Genomic DNA, 24,679 nt, shown 5'->3' with positions numbered 1-24,679 from the left:
TGCACCCCTATTGCATCCTTGGCGCCCTTGATTTGCCGCAACGGCAATTGATTTTGCGCGGCTGGCGGGCCAAGACTGCGCCATGAACCCCATTTGGCAGCCGTTCTGCGGCGATTCGGATGTCTGACACCTCTGCACGCGATCAGGCGCGGGACAACGCCATCTCGGTGAGCGCGATCTCATCCGACCGGATCGAGCCGGACGACAATGCGTGGACGCGGCGCCTCGTCATCTTCCTGCGCATCATGGCCGTCGTCTCGGTCGCCAAGGGCCTCTATCACTGGGCTCAGGTCACCGGCTTCGTCGGCGGCGAGGAGGAGGCGTTCGAGAACCAGTCGATGGCCTGGCAGACCGCGACGATCTATTTCGCTGTCATCGAGCTCGTCGCGGCCGTCGGTCTCTGGCTCGCGACGCCCTGGGGCGCCGTGGTCTGGCTGACCACTGTTGTCTCGATGGCGGTCATCGAGCTGATGTTTCCCGGCATCTATGGCGGCAGCCTCACCGTGGTCGGGCTCGAGGCCGTGATGCTCGCAGCCTATCTCGCGCTCGCCTGGATGGCGGCGCGCGAACGCCCGCCATAGATCCGCACGCCGCGACGGCGGGATCGACTGTTGCCTCGCCGCGACAGCGCGACGAATAGCGGATACCGGCTGCCAATATATGGCTGTCGTGCGCGCAACGAGAAGACAGCGCTATTGGTTCTGTTACGTGGGTGCCACAGATCGTACCCCTTTCGAGACACCCCATCGCGGGAGCGTCTCTGCGGGACCTGCCGTCGGGACCCATTTCTTTCGGATCTTGGCGCACGCGCTAGCCGGCTTTGCGCTGGTCGACGGCGGAACTGGTCTGCCTGCCGCAACACGTGGCCGGCCGCTTACGTGCATCGCGTGCACATCCCGCGACGTGACCCCATAAAATTTTCAGAGAATTTTCCGGTAACCGATCGGTCACCGTAAAGGGTTCCCTCATACCCGTTACGCCACCGTTTCGAATTCGAACGAAGCTGTTTCCGAATGTGACAGGGCAGGCAGACGAAGCGTGAACAGGGGGCTGCAACCGTCAATGAAAAGTTGCGAAAAGCCCTTGATCCATGGGCTTAATCCACGATTCACTGTCTTAAATTCATGATCTCTTTATTCTCTTATTTAAGCGGATATTCAAACGGCCCCCTTACGTTGGACCTATCAGGCGGGACACAAGTTTCGTCGAAATAAAGTCGATAAAAACGACAAACAGGGGAAGTGTCATGATGAAAGCCGTTGCGACAACGGCGGCGGATGCCGCCGATCGCGCTACCGGTCAAGCTCCGGTGCAGCCGCTCTATCTCGAAGCACTGACTTTGGTGGAGCGGCTGCATCGCCGCCTCCTCGACGTCATCAAGGACGAATTCGACCGCCGCGGCCGCGCCGACATCAATTCGGTGCAGGCGCTGCTGCTGTACAACATCGGCGACAAGGAGCTGACCGCCGGCGAGCTGCGCACCCGCGGCTACTATCTCGGCTCCAACGTCTCCTACAATCTGAAGAAGCTCGTCGAGCTCGGCTTCCTCGATCATCAGCGCTCGCGCGTCGATCGTCGCTCGGTCCGCATCCGTCTGACCCCGCAGGGCCAGGAAGTCCGCAAGATCGTCGATGCGCTCTATCAGAAGCACGTCAAGACGGTCGAGCAGGTCGGCGGCATCTCGAACGAGGAGTTCGCGAGCCTCAACAAGTCGCTGCATCGCCTCGAGCGCTTCTGGACCGACCAGATCCTGTATCGCCTCTGATCCTTCCTTTGTTCGCCTGATGGCCAAGCCGGCCGCCCAGAAGACCGGCAGCCTTCCTCCAGTCAACGCATCGGTCATGCCCGGCCGATGCGCTTTTCATGCTGCACCTGCGAAAATAAATCGGGCCCGGCAAGGAACCAAGGCGTTCCCCGAAGCTTATCCCTTGGCCAACAGAAAGGCAGGGATATGCTGGTCGAACGCGGGATCGAGGTGCTGAATGTCGAGGTCGTCGGTGACGCCTACGCGATCGCCTCGAACTATCTGCGCAAATCCGGTGCCATTCCCGACACTTTCGCCACCAATGAGCGCCTCCTCAGCATCATCGTGAAGCTGTTCCAGCGCGGTGAGTTGAACCGGCTCCGCCTCGCCAACAAGGCGATCGCGAAGTTCGAGGCCGAGACGCTGGTGGTCGCCTGAGCGTCAACCCGGAGACATCAATGGAAGCCGCGATCGATCGGATCATGCAGACGTATGATCTGCTGCTCAACCGCACGTCCGCCGCGAGCGACGAAGCGCGGGCGAAGGTGACGGAGTACGTGCAGACGCTGTTCGAGGCGGGCGAGCGTGATACGCATCGGCTGACCGTGTGCGGGCTGACCTATCTGCGCCAGCTCGACGGCAGCACCGATCATGTGAAGGCCGGGTATACCGGGCTGTGAGGTCAGCCTGGTTTCGCAGACCGTCTCCACGTCATTGCGAGCGAAGCGAAGCAATCCATGTTTCAACTTGACGATGCGATGGATTGCTTCGCCGCGTTGCTCCTCGCAATGACGGGGTGAGTTTCTGATTCAACTGTCAAACAGCTAGCCCGTCCTATTCGTGAGAGTGCTTTTTTTTAGTCCGATTGATGTGGCCGCACATCTGCTCTGACGAGGCGCACAGGATTGCCTTCGGCTTTTCACCGCCTGACGACCGGTACTTTGCAACGCGCTTGAGGGATGGGTTGGGCGAACGGGGGGGCGGACGCCCCGCCGGTCAAGGACCGAGCGGCAGCAGCGCGCCTGGCAAGCCGCGGATCAGGTCGGCTTCGGGACATGCCGCGGCAAACGCAAGGCGAATGCGGCTCGTGGTCTCGACGACACGGGCAGCGAGTTTCAAGAGACGAAGACGCAGCGTCGCGAACTCGGCTGTGGCCAATTCCCGGGCTTTGGGAATCGCGTCGCGCACGGTCAGCATCAGCCAATAAGCGGCGGTGTGGAGAACGAGGCGGACTTGATTGGCGAGCGCCGAACGGCAGCTGGTGCGATCGGAGGCGAGCTGTGTCTTATGCAGCTTGATCAGATTCTCGGCTTGGCCGCGCGCGCAATACAGGCTGTCGTAGATCCACTCGGCCGAGCCGACATCGAGGCTGGTGACGACGAAACGGATGTCGAGGCCGAGCATCGTCGCCTCAATACGGGCGACGGTACGCCGTTCGCGATCCCAGGACTTTGCCTTGTGGCGCGTCTCGGTATAGCCGCGCAGAACCGGCAGGTTCTCGATGGCGCGTCGCGTGCGGATGTCGTCGGCGGCCTCGTCGAGTTTTCTGGCGAGCGGCTTGGTGCCGGACAGACCGAAGATGTAGTCGATGCCGTTGGTCTCGCACCACGCCATTGCCTCCGGCCGGGCATAGTGCCCGTCGCCACGGAACGTAATTCGCGTGTTGTGCCACCGCGTCCGGATATGCCGTATCAGGCGGCGCAGATGGGCACGCACCTCGACGCCGCCCGGCGTCTTGCCGGGCCGCAGCACGACCGCCACGGGCCGGCTCTTCTCCGTGTCGTAGACGTGGATCGGCAGGAAGCAGCGTTCGTCATAATGAGCGTTGAACAGCGAGAGCTGCTGATGGCCGTGGACGACATCGCAGGTATCATCGATGTCGAGCGTGACGGATGCCGGCTCGCGCGGGTAGCTATCCATCCATGCGTCGACCAAAGTGTAGGTCAGCCGGATCACGTCGCGCAGGCGCGGAGCATTCTCCAGCCGCGACAGCGTCGGTTGGGAACACAGATCGCGACCCGTGTCCGGCAGCCGTCCGCAGGCCAGCTTGAATGCGGGATCGGACCGCAGATGATCGAGGTCGTCGGCGTCCTCGTAGCCGCAGCAGATCGCGAACATGCGCGCGCGGAACATATCGACAAGGCTGTGCACGACCCGCGTCGGATCGCGCCGATCCGGGAACACCCGGGCCAAATTGTCGGCCAAGCCGAGACGCCGCTCGGCCAGCGCCAGAAGCATCACGCCCCCGTTCGAGGTCAGCCGACCGCCATCGAAGGCAGCTGTGACTTTCTTGGCGTGAACGGCTGGAAACGAGAAGGGCAGAATCGTATCATCGGTCATGGCGGGCCTGGCGTTCGCGGTTGAGGTGATGGGGTTGGCTTTGCAACCGAATCCTACGCCGCATCAGCGCTTTACACCACGCTCGCCAGCCTCTCAGGCGCACTCTGACGAATAAGACGGGCTAGCCCGTCCTATTCGTGAGAGTGCGTTTTTTTAGTCCGATTGATGTGGCCGCACATCTGCTCTGACGAGGCGCGCGGGATTGCCTTCGGCTTTTCACCGCCTGACGACCGGTACTTTGCAACGCGCTTGAGGTGTAGGTTGGGCGAACGGGGGGCGGACGCCCCGCCGGTCAAGGACCGAGCGGCAGCAGCGCGCCTGGCAAGCCGCGGATCAGGTCGGCTTCGGGACAGGCCGCGGCAAACGCAAGGCGAATGCGGCTCGTGGTCTCGACCACACGGGCAGCGAGTTTCAAGAGACGAAGACGCAGCGTCGCGAACTCGGCTGTGGCCAATTCCCGGGCTTTGGGAATCGCGTCGCGCACGGTCAGCATCAGCCAATAAGCGGCGGTGTGGAGAACGAGGCGGACTTGATTGGCGAGCGCCGAACGGCAGCTGGTGCGATCGGAGGCGAGCTGTGTCTTATGCAGCTTGATCAGATTCTCGGCTTGGCCGCGCGCGCAATACAGGCTGTCGTAGATCCACTCGGCCGAGCCGACATCGAGGCTGGTGACGACGAAACGGATGTCGAGGCCGAGCATCGTCGCCTCAATACGGGCGACGGTACGCCGTTCGCGATCCCAGGACTTGGCCTTGTGGCGCGTCTCGGTATAGCCACGCAGAACCGGCAGGTTCTCGATGGCGCGTCGCGTGCGGATGTCGTCGGCGGCCTCGTCGAGTTTTCTGGCGAGCGGCTTGGTGCCGGACAGACCGAAGATGTAGTCGATGCCGTTGGTCTCGCACCACGCCATTGCCTCCGGCCGGGCATAGTGCCCGTCGCCACGGAACGTAATTCGCGTGTTGTGCCACCGCGTCCGGATATGCCGTATCAGGCGGCGCAGATGGGCACGCACCTCGACGCCGCCCGGCGTCTTGCCGGGCCGCAACACGACCGCCACGGGCCGGCTCTTCTCCGTGTCGTAGACGTGGATCGGCAGGAAGCAGCGTTCGTCATAATGAGCGTTGAACAGCGAGAGCTGCTGATGGCCGTGGACGACATCGCAGGTATCATCGATGTCGAGCGTGACGGATGCCGGCTCGCGCGGGTAGCTATCCATCCATGCGTCGACCAAAGTGTAGGTCAGTCGGATCACGTCGCGCAGGCGCGGAGCATTCTCCAGCCGCGACAGCGTCGGTTGGGAACACAGATCGCGACCCGTGTCCGGCAGCCGTCCGCAGGCCAGCTTGAATGCGGGATCGGACCGCAGATGATCGAGGTCGTCGGCGTCCTCGTAGCCGCAGCAGATCGCGAACATGCGCGCGCGGAACATATCGACAAGGCTGTGCACGACCCGCGTCGGATCGCGCCGATCCGGGAACACCCGGGCCAAATTGTCGGCCAAGCCGAGACGCCGCTCGGCCATCGCCAGAAGCATCACGCCCCCGTTCGAGGTCAGCCGACCGCCATCGAAGGCAGCTGTGACTTTCTTGGCGTGAACGGCTGGAAACGAGAAGGGCAGAATCGTATCGTCGGTCATGGCGGGCCTGGCGTTCGCGGTTGAGGTGATGGGGTTGGCTTTGCAACCGAATCCTACGCCGCATCAGCGCTTTACACCACGCTCGCCAGCCTCTCAGGCGCACTCTGACGAATAAGACGGGCTAGGAGCCCGTCCAGATATGTTTTCGTGACGGGCATTTGTTGTAGAGTAGCAGGCTCAGGCTGCGTTTGCGAGGTTGAACAGCTTGAGGAGGTTATGGACGGTGCAGATCATTGTCCACTCGGCGCGCACTTTCTCGATGCCCCGCAACAGGAACTGGCGGAAGCCTCTTGCCTGTTTGATCTGCCCGAACACCGGCTCCACCACTTGCTTTCGCAATCGGTAGGGTGTTTCGAAGCCGCCATCGTCGATCTTCTTTCGCATGGCCTGTGTCAGCGGGCCGCCGACTTTTCCGTTCGCTACTGTCGGGTGCTTGGCGCGTCCGGGCGCGACATAGCCATCGATGCTGCGTGTGTCGAGCGCTTCGAGATTGGCTTCGCTGCAGTAGCCGGAATCCGCTGAGGCCTGCCGCGGCTTGCGGCCAAGATTGCTCTCGATGGCCTCGATCAGGGGCACCAACTGGCCCTGATCGCTGCCGTGCTGGGTCAGTTCTTGCGCGACAATGATCTGGGCATGTGCATCGACGGCCGCCTGGGCATTATAGGCCTGAACGAAGCCATCCTTCGACTTCATGATGCGGCTTTCCGGATCGGTGAAGTTGCGTTGCGCCTTGGGATTGGGTTCCTCCGATGGCAGCGCCGCCGGTTTGCCCGGCTTCTTGCGGCCTTCGGCCTGGCGCTGCTGTTCCTTTTCGGCCTCGATGCGGCGCTCTTCCTCCGCCGCCAGTTTGGCGTCCGCTTCCAGCGCCGCCATCGCTTGCTGGATCTTCGCCAGCCGTTTCTGCTTGTCGACGGTCCAGTCCGGCAGTTCGTCGCTGTTGCCGAAAGTCTCATCCTCCGAGGCATCCGCCGCCTCGGCGGCCGCCAGCATGCGAGCGACCTCGGCCTTCAATTCCGCCTCGCGCTTCTTCATGCGCTCATAACTCATCGCCTTGTGTTTCGACGCGTTCGCCTTGATCTTCGTACCATCCAGCGCGACATGACCGAGCTTGACCAGCCCGGCCGTCTCGCACAACTTCAGAACCTGCACGAATAGCGCGCCGAGCGCCTTCAAATGTCGCTTGCGAAAGTCGCTGATCGTCCGAAAATCCGGCGCATCCAGCGCCACGATCATCACAAAATCGTTCCGCTCCCGGCAGGCCTTGGCAATCCGACGCGACGAATACAGCCCACTCGCATAGCTATGCAGCAGCAGCGCCACCATCATCCGCGGATCAAACGGCGGCTGCCCAAGCCCGCTCACATAGCTGCCCATGATCTCCCTGAGATCGAGGCTCTCCCGCACCAGATCAACCATAAACCGCGAGACATGGCCTTTCGGCACGAAGTCCTGCACATTCGGCGGCAGAAGCAGCGTCTGATCGATGTTCCAAGGCCGAAAATACTTGCTCATCGCCCAATGTTGAATCAGACCCGACCAGATTTGAACAGCGACTATCCAGACAAGCTCCTAGTACCCAGAATCAGAGCTGAGTGATACGGCGGCCTTTGAAACGGCGTTGACGGACCTTTTTCTTGGTCCAGACGAAGGGCTCGGCTCTGTCGTTGTATGCGTTGACGTAGGCATCGATGTGCTCCTGAAGCTGCGTGAGGCTTGTGAAGGAGGTGCCGCTGAGCGACTGCCCCTGCAAGATCGAAAACCATACCTCGACCTGATTGAGCCAAGACGCACTTGTCGGCGTGAAATGAAATTGCACGTTGGGGTGGGCCTTGAGCCAATGCTCGTTCTTCTTGTGGGTGTTGAGGTTGTCGAGGATGACGTGAAGCTTCCGGTTCGGAAAAGCCGCGGTGACGCTGTTCATGAAGTCGAGAAACTCGACGCGGCGTCGGCGTTTTGAATGCGCCGCGATGATCTTTCCGGTGGCGACTTCGAGCGCCGCAAACAATGTTGTGGTGCCATGCCGCTTGTAATCGTGGCTCTGGCCGGTCAAGGCGCGGCCATTGGGCAACTTCAGATAACCCTGCGCTCGCTCCAAAGCCTGGATCGAGGGCTTCTCGTCCACGCACAGCACAATGGCCTTCGCGGGCGGGGCGACATAGAGGCCGACAACATCGGCGGCTTTGGCCGTAAAGTTCGGGTCGTTGCTCTCACACCAGGACTTACGAGCCGCGAGGTCAATCTTGTGGCTGCGCAGGAACCGCCAGACATATTGGACGTCAACATCGCCCAGCGCCCCGGCCAGCAGGGGCCCGGTCCAGCGTGCGAACCCGTCCGGCGGCGGCTTGTCCAGCAGCTTCAGAATCCGCTTGTCGGTGGCCTTCGTATAGATTGGCTGCTTGCCCGGTCGCGGCTTGTCTTGCAGCCCTTCAAGGCCTTGGTCGGCATAGCGATGCCGCCAAAGGCTGACAATCCGCGGCTGGACCCCAACTTCCTTGGCGATCGACCGAGTGCTGCGTCCATCCGCCGCCAACAGAACTATCCGCGCCCGCTTCAAATCGCGCTGCAACGTCACCGGGGAGCGGCAACACGCCTCAAGCACCTTGCGATCTTTCCTCGAAAGGTGGACTTCTCTTGCTTCGGGTATCATCCCGACCTTGAATCACGACTCACGCTTTAAGAACAGTAGGTACTAGTTCGGTGTCATCAACCCGCGAAAGCGGGTGATCCAGTATTCCAGAGACAGGGGTGCTTGAGCCGAGAGGCCGCGGCGTCCTGGATCGCCCGGTCGAGCCGGGCGATGACAGTTGTGGGTGAGGCCACAGCTCCGCATTCTCGCGACATGATTTGTCCGAGCTTTGCTTCTCGTTCCGCCCTCTCCTTGAACAGAGGGCGCAGGGAAAGCCGGGTGCCGATTGCACCCATGGGGCCCGTGCAAAGGTAGAAAGCACGGGGGTAGGACCACAGGTGTAACCGGAGCAACCCGGCTTTCCCTGCGCGATGGGTTACGGCTTACTTCGTGCTCTCCCCGGCGAGACTTGGCTTGTTTGTCACCGCTTTCGCAAAAACGCTTACGCGTTTTGCGAGAGGACACCTGCCGCTAGGGCGTCAGGACCACACGACTTCACCGTCCGCCTCACATGCGTTCGTCGCTTGCATGATCCGCGTCCACCGCATCTCACCGCAACACCCGTGACGATGCGCAGCGCCCCTCGATCGGGTGAGACGGGTTATTCATACACTAAGTTTACTTTCCGATAAACGGAAATATTTTTACCGCGTGGGCTTGACAGGTTTTGCTGAGTTGCCCGTCGGGTTGTTCTGTTGCGGCCTCTCACCGATGAATTCGCTCGTTCGAACTCTGAGAGCCGGGTCTGCAGTCCGCTGCTCTACTGTCACGTTCAAAATTCACCGCACTGAGATCGTTGTGATGATCGAGAAGATGCGCGCCACCTCAGCGTGTCGTGGCTGTGAGCGATGTCACTGTCAGTCTCTGTCTCGCGTCGTAATGCCGCATTCGGAACCGGCAATGTGTGATCGGTTCGTTATGACGCTGGCCGCGCCGACACTACGCTTCCGCTCATTGAAGTGCCGGCCTCTCGAGGCCGTTTTGTCCAAGGCGGATTTTCAATTTTGCAGCGGTGACGGCGGCGAATTTCTCGATCGTGTCGAAGCTGCTCGCGCGTCATCGAAAGTGCATTGGAAAACGGCGACCCCGCAAGGAGTCGCCGTTCGCACATTCGTGGCCGAGCGGGGATCGCGGGCGCAACCAAAAGAAAGACGCGGGAGGGGGATACGCTGGGGCAAGGTTTCACTTTGCTCGTCAGGGCGGTCATCTGCGATACATCCTTGGCGAGTTTTATGCTTTGCCACTAGCTTGCGTTGAGCGGCTCGACGTTCGGCCGGATCGTTCGAATCTGCCATTTGAAGCTTTTGGAGCTGTTCTGCGATGGTTCCGCGACGGCGGCCGGCGGCTAAGCTTCTGTGGCCTAGGTCGAATTTCGCCGTGGCCCCATTTGCTCCATCGAGGCGTCGCGGTTTTGCCGCGCCGCGTTCGCTATGTCCCAACTCTGTTCATATACCTTACTAGGTAACACTGGCGTCATTTGTTCGCGGTCTGTTTCGGTTTTTGGACCGATTGTGTATCCGAGATGATTATACCTCCTCATGGCCGAGGCTTGCCCGCAGGCGTCAGTGACTGAGAAGCCGAACGCGCTGCCGCCGGCGTCATGACGGGGTCCGTCAACGCCCGCTTTAGCTTTTCGGCCTGCTCCCTCGTCAGCTTCTCGGCCAGGCTGTGATCTTGCAATAGCGCTGGCCCCTTGCGCTCTCGATCATAAACCCTCCAGCCGGTGCTTCCTTGCCGAACGAGGAACCTGGCCTGTCCAGTTGCTGTGTAACTCAATGGTACCGCCGATCTGCCGAATAAAATCCGCCGATTAATTCTTCGATCCGCGCGCCAGCTCATTCAACTAGGTGACTCTGGCTCACGTCTAATACGTCATCGCATCCGCGAAATCGTTCAACTCGAATGCTCCTAAATCACGACATATGCCGATCAATATAACGGCACCTCAGCCGGGCGTGCGGTCGTATCGTCCTTTGGTCTAATCCCATCCGAAGTGCTATTCACTTTGTGCCACGCGCAGCAAGAGAGCGAGGCGGATTGCGCGTTGCCGTGTGATGTTGGTTGTGGCGTCGGCTGTGCCGACATCGACGAGGCCTGGCGGCGAGCCGCTCGAAACAAGGCAAGCGAAAACCGACCGGTGAGGTGCGGCGATTTGCAGCACAGGGTAGCCGCGCCCTCCGGCTTGCCGAAGACTGTGGCGAATGGTCGCTAAGGGTGCGCAGACGCGCGATCGGCGAGCGATTCCTTCCCTGGCGGAACGGCGCTCTTCGATCGGCGCTGCGACCACGTGCCCGGATGCGGCCGACGATCAAGGGCTGCATCGGCAAATTCAGGAGGAAGCCCTATGATCTCGTCCCACGTGCGCCTGTTTGGCGCGGTCGTCGCGCTATTGCTTGGGGCGAGCGGTCCGGCGCCCGCGCAGCAGCTCGAGCTCAAGCTGATGGCGCCGGCGGCGCCCGGCGGCGGCTGGGATCAGACCGCGCGTTCGATGCAGCAGGCGCTGGTCGCGGCCGGTGTCGCGCGCAGCGTCCAGGTCACCAACGTCCCCGGCGCCGGCGGCAGCGTTGGCATCGCGCAGTTCGTCAACGGCGCCAAGGGCGACGGCAACCAGATGATGGTCAACGGCTTCGTCATGGTGGGCGCGCTCGCCATGAACAAATCGCCGGTGACGCTGGATCAGGTGACGCCGATCGCGCGCCTCACCGAGGAGATCCAGGTCATCGTCGTGCCGGCGAACTCGCCGATCAAGACGGCGCAGGATCTCGCCGCCGCGGTGAAGGCCGATATCGCCAAGGTGACCTTTGCCGGCGGCTCGGCCGGCGGCGTCGACCACGTGATGGCGGCGCTGTTTGCGGGCACGGTCGGCGCCGATGCGAAGAAGATCAACTACATTCCGTTCTCCGGCGGCGGCGAGTCGCTCGCTGCGATCCTCGGCGGCAAGGTCACGGCCGGCATTTCCGGTCTCAGCGAATACGACGGCCAGATCAAGGCAGGCAAGCTGCGCGCGCTCGGCGTGACCTCGGCGAACCGTTTGCCCGGCGTCGACATCCCGACCTTCAAGGAGCAGGGCATCGACCTCGTGCTGGCCAATTGGCGCTCGGTGGTCGCACCGCCCGGCATCACGCCGGAGCAGCGCAAGGTGCTGAGCGATGCGGTCGAGAAGATGGTGAAGTCCGATGCCTGGAAGGAGATCCTGAAGCAGAAGGGCTGGGATCGTGAAGTCATGACGCCGGACAGCGCTGCCGACAATCTGCCACGCGAGCCGGCACGGCGCGTCGATCGCGCCGGCGTCGTGATCGCGGCCGCGCTCGCTGCACTCGCTGCGGTGCTGGTGTGGGACGCCAGCAAGCTGCCTGCTACCACGATGTACGGAATGGGGCCGGAGGCGATGCCTGTTGTCATCGCCATCGGCCTTGTCATTCTGGCGGTCGGCAATCTCTTCGATGCGCTGCGCGGCAACCTGCCGCCGCGGGAGAGCATGGATCCGAAGCCGGTGTTGCTGATCATCGGCGGCCTTGCGCTCCTGATCGCCATCATCGGCCTCGGCGGCGGCTTCATCCTCGCCACTTCGGCGCTGTTCGTCACCACGTCGGCCGCGTTCGGCCGCCGCACCATCATGGCCGACACTGCGATCGCGCTTGTCATCACGACGCTGGTCTATCTCGCGTTCGACAAGCTTTTGACGCTGAGCCTTCCCGCCGGCCCGCTGGAGCGACTGCTGTGATGGACACTTTCGCCGCGCTGGCGCATGGCATGGCGGTCGCCGTGCAGCCGATGAACCTGCTCTATGCGCTGATCGGCGTGTTCCTCGGCACCGCGGTCGGCGTGCTGCCGGGCATCGGTCCGGCGCTGACGGTCGCGCTGCTGCTGCCGGTGACCTACAAGCTCGATCCCGGCGGCTCGCTGATCATGTTCGCCGGCATCTATTATGGCGGCATGTATGGCGGCTCGACCACCGCGATCCTGATCAACACGCCGGGCGAGAGCGCGTCGATGGCGACCGCGCTCGAGGGCAACAAGATGGCCAAGGCCGGCCGCGGCGGCCCTGCGCTTGCAACCTCGGCGATCGGCTCGTTCGTGGCCGGCACCATCGCCACCATCGGCCTCGCATTCCTCGCGCCATGGCTGGTCGATTTCGCGGTGCGATTCGGGCCGGAGGATTACTTCGCGCTGATGTGCGTCGCCTTCGTCACGGTGTCGGCAACCTTCGGCGACTCGCCGGTCCGCGGCCTCACCAGCCTGTTCATCGGCCTGACGCTCGGGCTCGTCGGCATCGACAAGCTGACCGGTCAGGCGCGGCTTGCGTTCGGCATCCCCGAGTTGCTCGACGGCGTCGAGGTGACGACGCTGGCGGTCGGCCTGTTCGCGGTGGGCGAGGCGCTCTATGTCGCCTCGCGCCGTCATCACGCCGAGGAGAAGCTCGAGCCGGTGCGCGGCTCGCTGTGGATGACGAAAGAGGACTGGCGGCGGTCGTGGAAGCCGTGGCTGCGCGGCACGCTGTTCGGCTTCCCGATCGGCGCGCTGCCGGCCGGCGGCGCGGAGATCCCGACCTTCCTGTCCTATTCCACCGAGCGGCGGCTGACGAAGCATCCGGAGGAATTCGGCAAGGGCGCGATCGAAGGCGTCGCCGGACCGGAGGCCGCCAACAATGCGTCCGCCGCCGGCACGCTGGTGCCGCTGCTGACGCTCGGGCTTCCGACCTCGGCGACCGCAGCGATGATGCTGGCGGGCTTTCAGCAATACGGCCTCAATCCGGGGCCGCTGCTGTTCGCCGAGCGGCCCGATCTGGTGTGGGGCCTGATCGCGAGCCTGTTCATCGCCAACGGCATGCTGCTTGTGCTCAACCTGCCGCTGGTCGGGCTGTGGGTGCGGCTGCTCGCGATCCCGCAGCCCTGGCTGTATGCCGGCATCCTGGTGTTCGCCACCACGGGCACGATCGCGGCCAAGCCGTCGGTGGTTGAACTGTCAATGCTGGCAGCGCTCGGCGTGATGGGCTTTTTAATGCGGCGGTTCGATTTCCCGATCGCGCCCGTTGTGATCGGCTTGATCCTCGGGCCGATCGCCGAAAGCCAGCTGCGCCGTGCGCTGGCGATCAGCCTCGGCGATCCCATGGTGCTACTGCAAAGCCCGATGTCGGCGACACTGCTCGGCATCGCGCTGATCGCGCTGCTGGCGCCGTTCGTGCTCAAGGGATTGGGGCGGTTCAGGGCGAACGAGGATTAGACCGTGGCATGACAGACTGTAAAAGGCCCGCTCCGGGGCTCGCATTTCGGAGCGGGCCAGTCTGGGCACGGCAAATGTTGCCGCGGCGCGAACCTAGCGCGACTAGCTGACACCATCCTGACAGCAGCCGAAAAAGAGAGGTGGCTGAACGCCGCCTCCCTGTTTCCAGGTTTTTCGTGAACTGAATGTTCAGCTCACCACTTGTAGGCGAGGCTCGCCGTGATGCGGCGGCGATCGCCGTAGTAGCAGGAGCTGATCGGCGCGCAGCTCGCGACATAGATCCTGTCTGTTACGTTCACGACGTTGAGCGCCGCGCGCCAGTGGTTGTCCCATTCGTAATGCAGGGCAAGATCGCCCAGCACGAAGGCGGGGACGCGCGCGGTGTTCGCCTGGTCCGCAAAGGACGAGCCGACGTAACGGATGCCGCCGCCGAGGCCGAAGCCGCGCAGCGGGCCGTCGCTGAAGGTGTAATCGGTCCAGACCGAGGCGAGCTGCCGGGGCGTGTTGGTCGGCACAGTACCGATCAGCGCGGGGTTGAGGTCCTTGCTGACGAACAGCTCGTAATTGGTGTAGCTCGCAACGAGCTTGAAGTCGCGCGTGATGTTGGCGACCGCCTCGAACTCGACGCCACGCGAGGTGACCTCGCCGTTCTGGGTCTGGAACAGGGTGTTGTTCGGATCGGTGGTCAGCGCGTTCTTGCGCTTCAGGTCGAACAGCGCGACGCCGAACCGTGCGTTGAGCCCGACCGGCTCGTACTTGACGCCGACCTCGGTCTGCTCGGAGGTTTCCGGCAGCAGCAATTGACCGGCCGCATTGGTGCCGATCACCGGATTGTAGCCGGTCATGTAGGAGACATAGGGCGCAACGCCAAAGTCGAAATTGTAGATCGCGCCGACGCGGCCGGAGAACTTGCTGTCGTCGCGGCTCTGCGAGGCGCCGATCCGGTTGTTGTTGTTGAGATCGACCCAATCCTGGCGGCCCGACAGCACCACGGTCAGGCGGTCGAGCTTGACCTGGTCCTGCAGATAGACTGCGGCCATCCCCTGCGTGAGATAGGCGTTCTGATACAGCGGGCCGCTATACGGCAGATTGGTGCCGTAGACCGGATTGAGCAGGTTGAGGTTCGTGCCCATGCCAAAGCCCTGGCGGTCGTCGATGCCGTAATATTTCAGATCGACGCCGGCGAGCGCAGTGTGCTGCAGAGCGCCGGTCGCGAAGCGATATTCGAGCTGGTTATCGAGGTTGAGCTGTGTGGCGATGCCGCGGGTGTAGAAATTGCCGCGCGTGATGTCGGCGGCGGCCGGCGTCGTCGCGTAGCCGAGCCCGTAGAGGCCGGCATAATAGACGTCGACATGCGCCATGCGCGCGTTCTGGCGGAAGTCCACGCTGTCGGAGATGCTCTTCTGGAACTGGTAGCCGACCATCTCCTGGTCGCGGCGGAACTGGTCGACGCTGGGATCGCCGACGAACAGGCTGGTCGGAATCCGGCCGAACGGCGCGTTGGTGACGGTGCCGACATAGGGCAGGAAGTTCAGCGCGCGGGTGTTGCTGTGCGAGGCCATGCCGAACACGGTGAGGCTGGTGTCGGCGTCGGGCCGCCAGGTCACCGACGGGGCGAAGAAGAAATTGTTGTCGTAGACATAGTCGGTCTGGGTGCCGCCGCCCTGGGCCTGGCCGACCAGGCGGTACTGCACTTGCCCGCCGCCGGGCTGCGCCGTCGCGCCGCCGATGTCGAACTGGGTATAGGCGTTGCCGAAATTGTTGATGCCGGTCTCGATGTAGCGAATGGGCTCGGCCGACGGCAGCTTGCTGACCGCGTTGACGAGGCCGCCCGGCGCCGAGCCGCCATACAGGATGCCGGACGGGCCGCGCAGCACCTCGACGCGTTCGAGATTGAAGGGCTGCAGCTTCCAGCTCGCATAGGAAGTGTAGAACAGTTGCAGGCCGTCGAGGAACAGCGACTCGTTCTGCGCGGGGAAGCCGCGGATCAAGAACCAGTCGTTGCGGAAGTCGGCGCCATAGGTGCCGCCGACCACGCCCGGCGTGTAGCGCAGCACCTCGTCGAACTTGCTGACGATCTTCTGGTCGCGGATCTGCTCGGCGCTGATCACCGTCACCGATTGCGGCGTCTGGATGATCGGCGTGCTGGTCTTGGTGCCGCTTGAACTCTGCCGCGCCAGATAACCGATGACCGGACCGTTGGCGCGTTCGTGTCCGCCGCTTGCGCCGGCGGCTTGCTGTGCGATTTGTTGCTGAGCTTCCGAAGGCGCGGTCGTGGTACGGCGCGCCGCACTTCGCGCACGCGCGGCGCGTTGCGAGGGCTGTTGCTGCGATCTCGCCGCTTGCCGGTGCGGCGCTTCGACGGTCACGGAGGGCAATTGCGTCTGGGCGAAGACGTCGTCCGCACCAGCAACCGAAAGCACCACCGTTGCCGAAACAGCGAGCTGCCTCGACCCAATCCACCTGCACGACATTTATTCCACGCTCCGTAAAAAATTCTCGAGCGAGTCGTTATCACGATGATTGTTGGGAACAGCCTGCGCGCAGTTAGAAGCTATCGAAGCTGTGCGCAAAGCGCGTGCGTGTGACCGGGAGACAACGATTTACGCTGACGTGTGCAGCGACATTGCGCGCATCGCGTGAGAGCTTTGAATCGATCCAGACTGGAACGCTTCGAAGATGCGCGCGCACAGCTTCTCACTAGCGCTTGGTTCGCTTAGCCCGTCCTATTCGTGAGAGTGCGTTTTTTTAGTCCGATTGATGTGGCCGCACATCTGCTCTGACGAGGCGCGCGGGATTGCCTTCGGCTTTTCACCGCCTGACCGACCCGTACTTTGCAACGCGCTTGAGGTGTAGGTTGGACGAACGGGGGGCGGACGCCCCGCCGGTCAAGGACCGAGAGGCAGCAGCGCGCCTGGCAAGCCGCGGATCAGGTCGGCTTCGGGACATGCCGCGGCAAACGCAAGGCGAATGCGGCTCGTGGTCTCGACGACACGGGCAGCGAGTTTCAAGAGACGAAGACGCAGCGTCGCGAACTCGGCTGTGGCCAATTCCCGGGCTTTGGGAATCGCGTCGCGCACGGTCAGCATCAGCCAATAAGCGGCGGTGTGGAGAACGAGGCGGACTTGATTGGCGAGCGCCGAACGGCAGCTGGTGCGATCGGAGGCGAGCTGTGTCTTATGCAGCTTGATCAGATTCTCGGCTTGGCCGCGCGCGCAATACAGGCTGTCGTAGATCCACTCGGCCGAGCCGACATCGAGGCTGGTGACGACGAAACGGATGTCGAGGCCGAGCATCGTCGCCTCAATACGGGCGACGGTACGCCGTTCGCGATCCCAGGACTTGGCCTTGTGGCGCGTCTCGGTATAGCCACGCAGAACCGGCAGGTTCTCGATGGCGCGTCGCGTGCGGATGTCGTCGGCGGCCTCGTCGACTTTTCTGGCGAGCGGCTTGGTGCCGGACAGACCGAAGATGTAGTCGATGCCGTTGGTCTCGCACCACGTCATGGCCTCCGGCCGAGCATAGTGCCCGTCGCCACGGAACGTAATTCGCCTGTTGTGCCACCGCGTCCGGATATGCCGTATCAGGCGGCGCAGATGGGCACGCACCTCGACGCCGCCCGGCGTCTTGCCGGGCCGCAACACGACCGCCACGGGCCGGCTCTTCTCCGTGTCGTAGACGTGGATCGGCAGGAAGCAGCGTTCGTCATAATGAGCGTTGAACAGCGAGAGCTGCTGATGGCCGTGGACGACATCGCAGGTATCATCGATGTCGAGCGTGACGGATGCCGGCTCGCGCGGGTAGCTATCCATCCATGCGTCGACCAAAGTGTAGGTCAGTCGGATCACGTCGCGCAGGCGCGGAGCATTCTCCAGCCGCGACAGCGTCGGTTGGGAACACAGATCGCGACCCGTGTCCGGCAGCCGTCCGCAGGCCAGCTTGAATGCGGGATCGGACCGCAGATGATCGAGGTCGTCGGCGTCCTCGTAGCCGCAGCAGATCGCGAACATGCGCGCGCGGAACATATCGACAAGGCTGTGCACGACCCGCGTCGGATCGCGCCGATCCGGGAACACCCGGGCCAAATTGTCGGCCAAGCCGAGACGCCGCTCGGCCATCGCCAGAAGCATCACGCCCCCGTTCGAGGTCAGCCGACCGCCATCGAAGGCAGCTGTGACTTTCTTGGCGTGAACGGCTGGAAACGAGAAGGGCAGAATCGTATCATCGGTCATGGCGGGCCTGGTGTTCGCGGCTGAAGGTGATGGGGTTGGCTTTGCAACCGAATCCTACGCCGCATCAGCGCTTTACACCACGCTCGCCAGCCTCTCAGGCGCACTCTGACGAATAAGACGGGTTAGCCTTCAGGCACGCCGGCCAGACGCAAACCGGCGATGAACCGGTCGAGCCCGGCGAGATAGGCCGGATTGTTGCTGAACTTGTTGACCTGCAAGCGCCAGATGGTGAAGCTCGGGTTGACGGAAAGGCCTTCCTGCACAGCCCGTCTTGCTTCGTCGGCGTTCCCGAGCAAGCCGAGCGCCGCCGCGAGCGCAAAGTGTGCCCGCGGTAGATTGCGGTTGGTCTCGATGCTTCGCCGCAGCCAATCCACAGCCTTGGCATCTTCAGCGAGATAGATGAGCGTCTCACCCATGAAGTACTTCAGGTAATGCGCATCCACATGATGGGGGCCCAGACGAAGTGCTTCCAGGATGTGGCCTTCAGCCTCGGCTGCGCGGCCGATGAAGCACTTGGCGAAGCCGATACAGCCAAGGGCCGAAGTCATGCTGTGATCGAGCTCCATGGCTTTTTCGTAGGCAGCAATGCCCTGGTCGACCCGGTTCGTCAGCGCATAGATATTCCCCAGCACGAAATGAGCATGTGCGTTGTTCGGCACAAAGGAGAGCGCCTTGATGATGTTTGCCTCGGCTCTCGACAGAGTCGCGGCCGGATCGTCAGCCAAGAGAAAGAAGCACGTGTTGACGTCGATATTGGCCAGACCGATCAGCGCGACCGTGTAGCGGTTGTCGAGCGCGAGAGCGCGCTCGAAGAAGCCGCGCGCCAGCGCCGAGGACTGAGGGGGTAGCCCCTCACACAGGCTGGCCATGCCCTGGATGATAAGGTCGCCGGGGCTCGGAAACATCAGACGCTTCGCGCGCCGTGCTTCATCGAGGATAAGCTGGGTACTGACGAGGTGGGCAAGCCGCAAAGCGATCTCGTCTTGTAGGTCGAAGGGATCGAGGACTTGTTTCTCAAAGCGATCGTCCCACAGGTGTCTACCCGTCACGACGTCGATCAGCTGCGCATTGACGCGGAGCCGGTTTCCGCTGCGCTGAATCGAGCTTTCCAGCACGTAGCGGGCGGTCGCATCCCGGCCGGCCCGTCTGATGTCGACGGCCTTGCTCCCGGGCGCGTGCGGTTTGCGCCGCGCCGCGATGAACAAGTAGCGTGTGCGCGACAGGTCCGTGATCAGGCTCTCAGTGACGCCGTCCGCAAACGCAGCCTGCTCGGGGCCGCCACCAATGCTGGTTAGAGGCAGCACCAGGATTGACCGCCGCGGTGCAGGTTTTTCGTCCACGCGGGCTTCGCCCGCAGCGACGTCCTGATCGGACGCTCCGTCGATCGTTGCGTCGTCGTCAGCGAACAGGCTGGACGATGCTGCTGCCTCCCGGGCGCCGGCGTGCTCTTTGACTTCGTTCACGGGCGCAATAAAGCGGAAGCCTCGGCGAGGCATGGTCTTGATCCGACGCTGCTCGCTGCCGGAATCACCGATCGCGCTTCGCACAGCGTTCAACCTGGTCGTCAATGCGGCGTCGGACACAGCCCGACCACTCCAGATCGCGTCGATCAGTTCGTCTTTTCGGACGACCCGCTCTCGGTTGCGGATCAGAAACTCGAGCAGATCAAACACCTGTGGGGTGATCGAAACGAGCTCTCCCGCGCGGTGCAATTCGCGGGTTCCGGTGTCCAGGACGTGGCCCTCGAAAAAATAACGCAAGCAACCCGCCTCCTCAGGCGTGTCCAGCCGAGCTCCATCGATGGTTGCGGCAGGATAGACGGCCGTCGGGAAAATGTAAGGCGACGGGTCGCCTCGCCTCGGCGGAGCGGGCCAAGCGGTATAAGCGATGATTTGGCGGGCGGGCGGGGACCCGCCGTCCCCTCGCAATCCCCGCCATCCCCACCATATCTGGCATAATTGACCGCCGGGGACCGCAACCGCTTGGCCATTTTGGGGTGATGTGATAACGCTCTGAAACCAGCTTCGACCGCCACTCGTGACCGTCCGCATCCTGCCTAAGGGCTTGCGGCGGTGGAGATATTTCGCCGATGACCTCGTCCTCCAAAACCGCTTCCGCGCCCGATTCCTTCTTCACGGCTGGTCTCGCCGAGGCCGATCCCGAGATCGCCGCCGCGATCAAGGGCGAGCTCGGCCGGCAACGCCATGAGATCGAGCTGATCGCCTCGGAAAACATCGTCAGCCGCGCCGTGCTGGAGGCGCAGGGCTCGGTGATGACCAACAAATACGCGGAGGGTTATCCGGGCGCGCGCTACTACGGCGGTTGCGAATGGGTCGACGTCGCCGAGACCCTGGCGATCGAGCGCGCCAAGAAGCTGTTCGGCGCAGGCTTCGCCAATGTCCAGCCGAACTCCGGTAGCCAGATGAACCAGGCGGTGTTCCTGGCGCTACTGCAGCCCGGCGACACCTTCATGGGTCTCGACCTCGCGGCCGGCGGCCATCTCACCCACGGCTCGCCGGTCAACATGTCCGGCAAGTGGTTCAAGGCCGCGCACTACACCGTGCGCCGCGAGGACCAGCTGATCGACATGGACGAGGTCCAGAAGCAGGCCGAGCAGGTGAAGCCGAAGCTGATCATCGCCGGCGGCTCGGCCTATTCGCGCGCCTGGGACTTCAAGCGTTTCCGCGAGATCGCCGACAGCGTCGGCGCGTATCTGCTGGTCGACATGGCGCATTTCGCGGGCCTCGTGGCCGGCGGCGTGCATGCATCGCCGGTGCCGCACGCCCACGTCACCACCACGACGACGCACAAGTCGCTGCGCGGTCCGCGCGGCGGCCTGATCCTCACCAATGACGAGACGCTGGCCAAGAAGCTGAACTCGGCGATCTTCCCCGGCCTGCAGGGCGGCCCGCTGATGCACGTCATCGCGGCCAAGGCGGTGGCGTTCGCGGAAGCGCTGCGGCCCGACTTCAAGGTCTACGCCAAGAACGTGGTCGAGAACGCCAAGGCGCTGGCGGAGACGCTGCGCAGCCACGGTCTCGACATCGTCTCCGGCGGCACCGACAACCATCTGATGCTGGTCGACCTGCGCCCGAAGGGGCTGAAGGGCAACATCTCCGAGAAGGCGCTGGTGCGCGCCGCCATCACCTGCAACAAGAACGGCATCCCGTTCGATCCCGAAAAGCCGTTCGTCACCTCGGGCCTGCGTCTCGGCACGCCGGCTGCGACCACGCGCGGCTTCGGCGTCGCCGAGTTCAAGCAGGTCGGCGGCATGATCGCGGAAGTGCTCAACGCGCTGGCGCAGTCGCCGGATGGCAAGGCGCCGCTGGTCGAGGCCGCGATCAAGGAACGCGTCAAGGCGCTGACCGATCGCTTCCCGATCTACCAGTAGAGTTCGCTCGTAAGGGTCTCGTCGAATGCGTTGTCCGAGCTGCAACTCTCTCGATACGCAGGTCAAGGACTCGCGTCCGACCGAGGACTCCGCTGTCATCCGCAGGCGGCGCGTCTGCATGGCCTGCAACTTCCGCTTCACGACCTTCGAGCGGGTGCAGCTGCGCGAACTGACCGTCATCAAGCGCAACGGCCGCCGCGTGCCGTTCGACCGCGACAAGCTGGTGCGCTCGCTGCAGATCTCCTTGCGCAAGCGCCCGGTGGAGTCGGAGCGGGTGGAGAAGATGGTGTCGACCATCGTGCGCGAGCTCGAAAGCGGCGGCGAGGCGGAGGTCTCCTCGGAGGCGATCGGCGAGATCGTGATGGAGCATCTGCGCCAGCTCGACGACGTCGCCTATGTGCGCTTCGCCTCGGTCTATCGTAATTTCCGCGAGGCCAAGGATTTTGAGGCCGTGCTCGACGAACTGACCGGCGAAGAGGACCCGCGGGTCGCGACGTTGCGAAAATGATCTTCCGGATTCTGGAAGAGCAGCTCGGGCAGAAAGCCAAACAGGCCAAGGAGACGGCCAAGGCCGCTGATCTGCGCTTCATGCAGCTTGCGCTGGCGCTCGGCCGTCGCGGGCTCGGGCGCACCTGGCCCAATCCGGCAGTCGGCGCCGTTATCGTCAAGGACGGCGTGATCGTCGGCCGCGGCTGGACCCAACCGGGCGGCCGCCCCCATGCCGAGGTCGAGGCGCTCCGGCGCGCCGGTGAGGCCGCGCGCGGCGCGACGCTCTATGTCACGCTCGAACCCTGCTCGCATTTCGGCCGCTCGCCGCCCTGTGCTGATGCCGTCGTTGCGGCCGGGCTCGCCCGCGTGGTCTCCGCGATCGAGGATCCCAACCCGGAAGTCGCCGGGAAGGGACACGCCAAGCTGCGCGCCGCCGGGATTGCGGTCGATGTCGGGCTGTGTGCGGCGGAGGCCGCGCGCGACCATGCCGGACACTTCCGCCGCATCCGCGACAAGCGCCCGCATGTCATCCTCAAGCTCGCGGTGTCCGCCGACGACAAGATCGCAGCCGGCGGCCACAGGCCGGTTGCAATCACCGGCGAGGCCGCACGGAGGCGCGTGCATCTTTTGCGCGCGCAGAGCGATGCGATCCTGGTCGGTATCGGCACGGTCAGAGCCGACGATCCGCTCTTGACCTGTCGGTTGCCCGGCATGGCGGCGCGCTCACCGGTGCGGGTGGTGCTCGATCGCGCGTTGCGCATCTCGGGCGACAGCCGACTTGTGCATAGCGCGCGCGAAACGCCGCTCTGGGTGATGACCTCTGATCTTGCGGAGGCGCCGGCGGCCATGAAGCTCGGTGCTGCCGGGGCAGAGGTGATCCGCGTTGCATCCGGCGCGCCCGTGGGGCTCGACCTGCCGGCGGTGTTGCATGCGCTGGCGGAGAAGGGGATCACGCGGCTTTTGGTCGAAGGCGGCTCGCGCGTGGCAAATTCTTTCGTCGCAGCCGGCCTTGTCGATGAAATCTGGCTGTTGCGCGGACCTGGTACGGTCGGCGCCGATGGCGTTCCCGCGCTGGACGCATTGCCGTTCGACGCAATCACGCAGTCGCCGGGCTTCAAGGTTCGTGCTAGCGAAACCCTCGATAACGACAGTCTCACTATCTACGAGCGTGCGTAATGTTTACCGGAATTGTCACCGATATCGGTGAGATCACCAGCCTGAAGCCGGTGGCGCAGGGGCAGCTGCATCGGATGCGGATTGCCTGCGACTACGACCAGACCACGATCGCTGACGGCGCCTCGATTGCCTGCAACGGCGTCTGCCTCACCGTGGTCGCCTCCGGCACGGCTGACGGCAAGACCTGGTTCGACGTCGATGCCGCGGCCGAGACGCTCGGCTTGACCACGGCCAAGCACTGGGCGCAGGGCGGCCGGCTCAACCTCGAGCGCGCGCTCAAGATCGGCGACGAGCTCGGCGGTCACATCGTGGCCGGGCATGCCGACGGCATCGCCACCATCGTCAAGCGCGACGATCTGCCCGACATGGCGCGGTTTGAGCTGCGAACCACGCGCGAACTGGCGCGTTTCATCGCGGCGAAGGGATCGGTCACGCTGGACGGCGTGTCGCTGACCGTGAATACGGTCGACGACGTCACGTTTTCGGTGCTGATCATCCCGCACACGCTCGCCGTCACCACCCTGAGCGGCTGGAAGGCCGGCAGCGAGGTCAATATCGAGGTCGATCTGATGGCCCGTTACGCGGCGCGGCTGTCGGAGATGAAATAGTCCCGGCTTCGCCGGGCGTTGCAACCAAGACCGAAGTGGTTACTTGGTTGTCCGACCGGGGCAATTCCAGCCCGATGGCCCATGCATTGTGAGCCAAGCCGACCTGAAAAATCGGGCTGTTTGCGGTGACATCCGGGCCGCTATTGCCCTTGGCTTTGCCGTCCGCTGCGCCTAAAACGCAGCACAACTCTTCCCCAAGTTCCGATTGGTATTGCAATGGCTGACGCGCGGCGCGCACCCCTGAAGGACCAGACCGACATCACAGGCGCTCGCGTGCTGATCGTCGAGGCACGGTTTTATGACGACATCCAGGATGCGCTGCTGGAAGGCGCGCTCGCCGAGCTGAAGACCGCGGGTGCCTCCCACGACGTGATCACGGTGCCGGGCGCGCTGGAGATTCCGGCTGCAATCGCGATTGCGATCGATGCGGCGGCGGCGAACGGCAAGCCCTATGACGCGGCGATCGCGCTCGGCTGCGTGGTGCGCGGCGACACCATCCATTTCGAGATCGTCTCGCAGGAGTCCTCGCGCGGATTGATGGATCTGGCCGTGAGTCGGAAATTCCCGCTCGGCAACGGCATCCTCACCGTCAACACCGAGGCGCAGGCCTGGGCGCGGGCGCGCGCCAGCGAGTTGAACAAGGGCGGCGACGCGGCGCGCGCGGCGATTGCGATGCTGCGGATCAAACGCCGCCTGGCAAAGGCCTGACCATGCCTGACAGCAAGAAGCCCGCGAAAGCCCCCGACCGGAAAGCCAACCGGCGCGGCGCCGCACGGCTCGCGGCCGTGCAGGCGCTCTACCAGATGGACATTGGCGGCGCGGGTATCAACGACATCTTCGCCGAGTTCGAGAGCCACTGGCTCGGCAACGAGGTCGAGGGCGAGAAATATCTGCCGGCGGAAGCGGCGTTCTTCCGCGATGTCGTCTCCGGCGTGGTGCGCGACCAGGCCAAGCTCGATCCGCTGATCGACGAGGCGCTGTCGAAGGGTTGGCCGTTGAAGCGGATCGACGCGATTTTGCGCGCGGTGCTGCGCGCCGGTTCCTACGAGCTCGAGCACCGCAGGGACGTGCCGGGCCGCGTGGTGGTGTCCGAATATGTCGACGTCGCGCACGCCTTTGTCGAGAAGGACGAGACCGGCATGGTCAACGCCGTGCTCGATCAGATCGCGCGCCAGTTCCGCGGCGATGAGTTTGTGCGGGGCTGAACCACGAAT

19 protein-coding genes and 1 pseudogene are annotated in these 24,679 nt (G+C 63.5%); 13 read left to right on the top strand and 7 right to left on the bottom strand.

Going from position 1 to position 24,679, the window contains the following annotated elements; translation table 11 throughout:
- Nucleotides 1-119: 119 nt before the first annotated feature.
- The 4 genes from HAP54_RS41150 to HAP54_RS41135 all read left to right on the top strand — a co-directional run bounded on the left by HAP54_RS41150 (nt 120) and on the right by HAP54_RS41135 (nt 2,424).
- Entirely contained in the window at nt 120-581 is a 462-nt protein-coding gene (locus HAP54_RS41150) for a DUF6163 family protein (protein ID WP_029081124.1), read from the top strand.
- 665 nt (nt 582-1,246) lie between these two features.
- The gene (gene ldtR, locus HAP54_RS41145; RefSeq protein WP_018271925.1) at nt 1,247-1,765 is read left to right on the top strand and encodes a transcriptional regulator LdtR; all 519 of its coding nucleotides are present in this window, start codon (nt 1,247-1,249) and stop codon (nt 1,763-1,765) included.
- A gap of 186 nt (nt 1,766-1,951) precedes the next feature.
- Nucleotides 1,952-2,182 (top strand): hypothetical protein, encoded by a 231-nt coding sequence (locus tag HAP54_RS41140; protein WP_029081125.1) that lies wholly within the window; start codon nt 1,952-1,954, stop codon nt 2,180-2,182.
- A gap of 20 nt (nt 2,183-2,202) precedes the next feature.
- On the top strand, nt 2,203-2,424 hold the full coding sequence (locus tag HAP54_RS41135; RefSeq protein ID WP_021078384.1) for a hypothetical protein: 222 nt from the start codon (nt 2,203-2,205) through the stop codon (nt 2,422-2,424).
- Nucleotides 2,425-2,740: 316 nt separating this feature from the next.
- Here the strand turns inward: HAP54_RS41135 and HAP54_RS41130 are convergent, their stop codons facing one another.
- The 4 genes from HAP54_RS41130 to HAP54_RS41115 form a co-directional block, all read right to left on the bottom strand.
- A complete protein-coding gene (locus HAP54_RS41130; protein WP_166296921.1) occupies nt 2,741-4,084 on the bottom strand; it encodes an IS1380-like element ISBdi2 family transposase in 1,344 nt (447 codons plus the stop codon).
- A gap of 292 nt (nt 4,085-4,376) precedes the next feature.
- Nucleotides 4,377-5,720 (bottom strand): IS1380-like element ISBdi2 family transposase, encoded by a 1,344-nt coding sequence (locus HAP54_RS41125; protein ID WP_166204320.1) that lies wholly within the window; start codon nt 5,718-5,720, stop codon nt 4,377-4,379.
- Nucleotides 5,721-5,897: 177 nt separating this feature from the next.
- Nucleotides 5,898-7,232, bottom strand: a complete 1,335-nt coding sequence (locus HAP54_RS41120) for an IS1182 family transposase (RefSeq protein WP_166202952.1) — start codon at nt 7,230-7,232, stop codon at nt 5,898-5,900.
- A 70-nt stretch (nt 7,233-7,302) separates the two neighbouring features.
- A complete protein-coding gene (locus HAP54_RS41115) occupies nt 7,303-8,367 on the bottom strand; it encodes an IS630 family transposase (RefSeq protein ID WP_166204319.1) in 1,065 nt (354 codons plus the stop codon).
- Between the two features lie 2,323 nt (nt 8,368-10,690).
- Between HAP54_RS41115 and HAP54_RS41110 the strand changes: the two are divergent.
- From HAP54_RS41110 to HAP54_RS41100, 3 genes and pseudogenes are all read left to right on the top strand, one after another.
- Nucleotides 10,691-11,626, top strand: a pseudogene (locus HAP54_RS41110) (Bug family tripartite tricarboxylate transporter substrate binding protein); the annotation flags it as partial.
- Nucleotides 11,627-11,638: 12 nt separating this feature from the next.
- Nucleotides 11,639-12,070, top strand: a complete 432-nt coding sequence (locus tag HAP54_RS41105) for a tripartite tricarboxylate transporter TctB family protein (protein ID WP_414646238.1) — start codon at nt 11,639-11,641, stop codon at nt 12,068-12,070.
- Nucleotides 12,070-13,569, top strand: a complete 1,500-nt coding sequence (locus HAP54_RS41100; RefSeq protein WP_166296917.1) for a tripartite tricarboxylate transporter permease — start codon at nt 12,070-12,072, stop codon at nt 13,567-13,569. Before HAP54_RS41105 ends, HAP54_RS41100 begins: the two co-directional genes overlap by 1 nt.
- A 194-nt stretch (nt 13,570-13,763) precedes the next feature.
- Here the strand turns inward: HAP54_RS41100 and HAP54_RS41095 are convergent, their stop codons facing one another.
- The 3 genes from HAP54_RS41095 to HAP54_RS41085 form a co-directional block, all read right to left on the bottom strand.
- Entirely contained in the window at nt 13,764-16,043 is a 2,280-nt protein-coding gene (locus HAP54_RS41095; RefSeq protein ID WP_166296916.1) for a TonB-dependent siderophore receptor, read from the bottom strand.
- A gap of 414 nt (nt 16,044-16,457) precedes the next feature.
- On the bottom strand, nt 16,458-17,801 hold the full coding sequence (locus HAP54_RS41090; RefSeq protein WP_166296915.1) for an IS1380-like element ISBdi2 family transposase: 1,344 nt from the start codon (nt 17,799-17,801) through the stop codon (nt 16,458-16,460).
- A gap of 122 nt (nt 17,802-17,923) precedes the next feature.
- Nucleotides 17,924-19,561, bottom strand: coding sequence for a winged helix-turn-helix domain-containing tetratricopeptide repeat protein (locus tag HAP54_RS41085; protein WP_166296914.1), 1,638 nt, complete (start codon nt 19,559-19,561; stop codon nt 17,924-17,926).
- Nucleotides 19,562-19,890: 329 nt separating this feature from the next.
- Between HAP54_RS41085 and glyA the strand changes: the two genes are divergently transcribed.
- The 6 genes from glyA (at nt 19,891) to nusB (ending at nt 24,670) form a co-directional block, all read left to right on the top strand.
- Nucleotides 19,891-21,192, top strand: coding sequence for a serine hydroxymethyltransferase (glyA, locus tag HAP54_RS41080; protein WP_166296913.1), 1,302 nt, complete (start codon nt 19,891-19,893; stop codon nt 21,190-21,192).
- Nucleotides 21,193-21,217: 25 nt separating this feature from the next.
- Nucleotides 21,218-21,700 carry a transcriptional regulator NrdR gene (nrdR, locus tag HAP54_RS41075; protein WP_029081130.1) on the top strand — a complete coding sequence of 161 codons (483 nt, stop codon included), beginning with the start codon at nt 21,218-21,220 and terminating at the stop codon, nt 21,698-21,700.
- The gene (gene ribD / locus HAP54_RS41070; protein WP_166296912.1) at nt 21,697-22,857 is read left to right on the top strand and encodes a bifunctional diaminohydroxyphosphoribosylaminopyrimidine deaminase/5-amino-6-(5-phosphoribosylamino)uracil reductase RibD; all 1,161 of its coding nucleotides are present in this window, start codon (nt 21,697-21,699) and stop codon (nt 22,855-22,857) included. The genes nrdR and ribD overlap by 4 nt, the downstream gene beginning before the upstream one ends.
- Nucleotides 22,857-23,465 carry a riboflavin synthase gene (locus HAP54_RS41065; protein ID WP_166296911.1) on the top strand — a complete coding sequence of 203 codons (609 nt, stop codon included), beginning with the start codon at nt 22,857-22,859 and terminating at the stop codon, nt 23,463-23,465. The genes ribD and HAP54_RS41065 overlap by 1 nt, the downstream gene beginning before the upstream one ends.
- Before the next feature lie 216 nt (nt 23,466-23,681).
- A complete protein-coding gene (ribH, locus tag HAP54_RS41060) occupies nt 23,682-24,173 on the top strand; it encodes a 6,7-dimethyl-8-ribityllumazine synthase (protein WP_092114727.1) in 492 nt (163 codons plus the stop codon).
- Between the two features lie 2 nt (nt 24,174-24,175).
- Entirely contained in the window at nt 24,176-24,670 is a 495-nt protein-coding gene (gene nusB, locus HAP54_RS41055) for a transcription antitermination factor NusB (RefSeq protein ID WP_166296910.1), read from the top strand.
- Nucleotides 24,671-24,679 lie beyond the last annotated feature (9 nt).

It is taken from the genome of Bradyrhizobium sp. 2S1, assembly GCF_011516625.5.
Classification (GTDB): domain Bacteria; phylum Pseudomonadota; class Alphaproteobacteria; order Rhizobiales; family Xanthobacteraceae; genus Bradyrhizobium; species Bradyrhizobium septentrionale.
This window is presented reverse-complemented; position numbering and strand designations above follow the sequence as displayed.

Coding starts and splice junctions, on each gene's coding strand:
- HAP54_RS41150 (WP_029081124.1), top strand. CDS start 120: ATGTCTGACACCTCTGCACGCGATCAGGCGCGGGACAACGCCATCTCG.
- ldtR (WP_018271925.1), top strand. CDS start 1,247: ATGATGAAAGCCGTTGCGACAACGGCGGCGGATGCCGCCGATCGCGCT.
- HAP54_RS41140 (WP_029081125.1), top strand. CDS start 1,952: ATGCTGGTCGAACGCGGGATCGAGGTGCTGAATGTCGAGGTCGTCGGT.
- HAP54_RS41135 (WP_021078384.1), top strand. CDS start 2,203: ATGGAAGCCGCGATCGATCGGATCATGCAGACGTATGATCTGCTGCTC.
- HAP54_RS41130 (WP_166296921.1), bottom strand. CDS start 4,084: ATGACCGATGATACGATTCTGCCCTTCTCGTTTCCAGCCGTTCACGCC.
- HAP54_RS41125 (WP_166204320.1), bottom strand. CDS start 5,720: ATGACCGACGATACGATTCTGCCCTTCTCGTTTCCAGCCGTTCACGCC.
- HAP54_RS41120 (WP_166202952.1), bottom strand. CDS start 7,232: ATGAGCAAGTATTTTCGGCCTTGGAACATCGATCAGACGCTGCTTCTG.
- HAP54_RS41115 (WP_166204319.1), bottom strand. CDS start 8,367: ATGATACCCGAAGCAAGAGAAGTCCACCTTTCGAGGAAAGATCGCAAG.
- HAP54_RS41100 (WP_166296917.1), top strand. CDS start 12,070: ATGGACACTTTCGCCGCGCTGGCGCATGGCATGGCGGTCGCCGTGCAG.
- HAP54_RS41095 (WP_166296916.1), bottom strand. CDS start 16,043: ATGTCGTGCAGGTGGATTGGGTCGAGGCAGCTCGCTGTTTCGGCAACG.
- HAP54_RS41090 (WP_166296915.1), bottom strand. CDS start 17,801: ATGACCGATGATACGATTCTGCCCTTCTCGTTTCCAGCCGTTCACGCC.
- glyA (WP_166296913.1), top strand. CDS start 19,891: ATGACCTCGTCCTCCAAAACCGCTTCCGCGCCCGATTCCTTCTTCACG.
- nrdR (WP_029081130.1), top strand. CDS start 21,218: ATGCGTTGTCCGAGCTGCAACTCTCTCGATACGCAGGTCAAGGACTCG.
- ribD (WP_166296912.1), top strand. CDS start 21,697: ATGATCTTCCGGATTCTGGAAGAGCAGCTCGGGCAGAAAGCCAAACAG.
- HAP54_RS41065 (WP_166296911.1), top strand. CDS start 22,857: ATGTTTACCGGAATTGTCACCGATATCGGTGAGATCACCAGCCTGAAG.
- ribH (WP_092114727.1), top strand. CDS start 23,682: ATGGCTGACGCGCGGCGCGCACCCCTGAAGGACCAGACCGACATCACA.
- nusB (WP_166296910.1), top strand. CDS start 24,176: ATGCCTGACAGCAAGAAGCCCGCGAAAGCCCCCGACCGGAAAGCCAAC.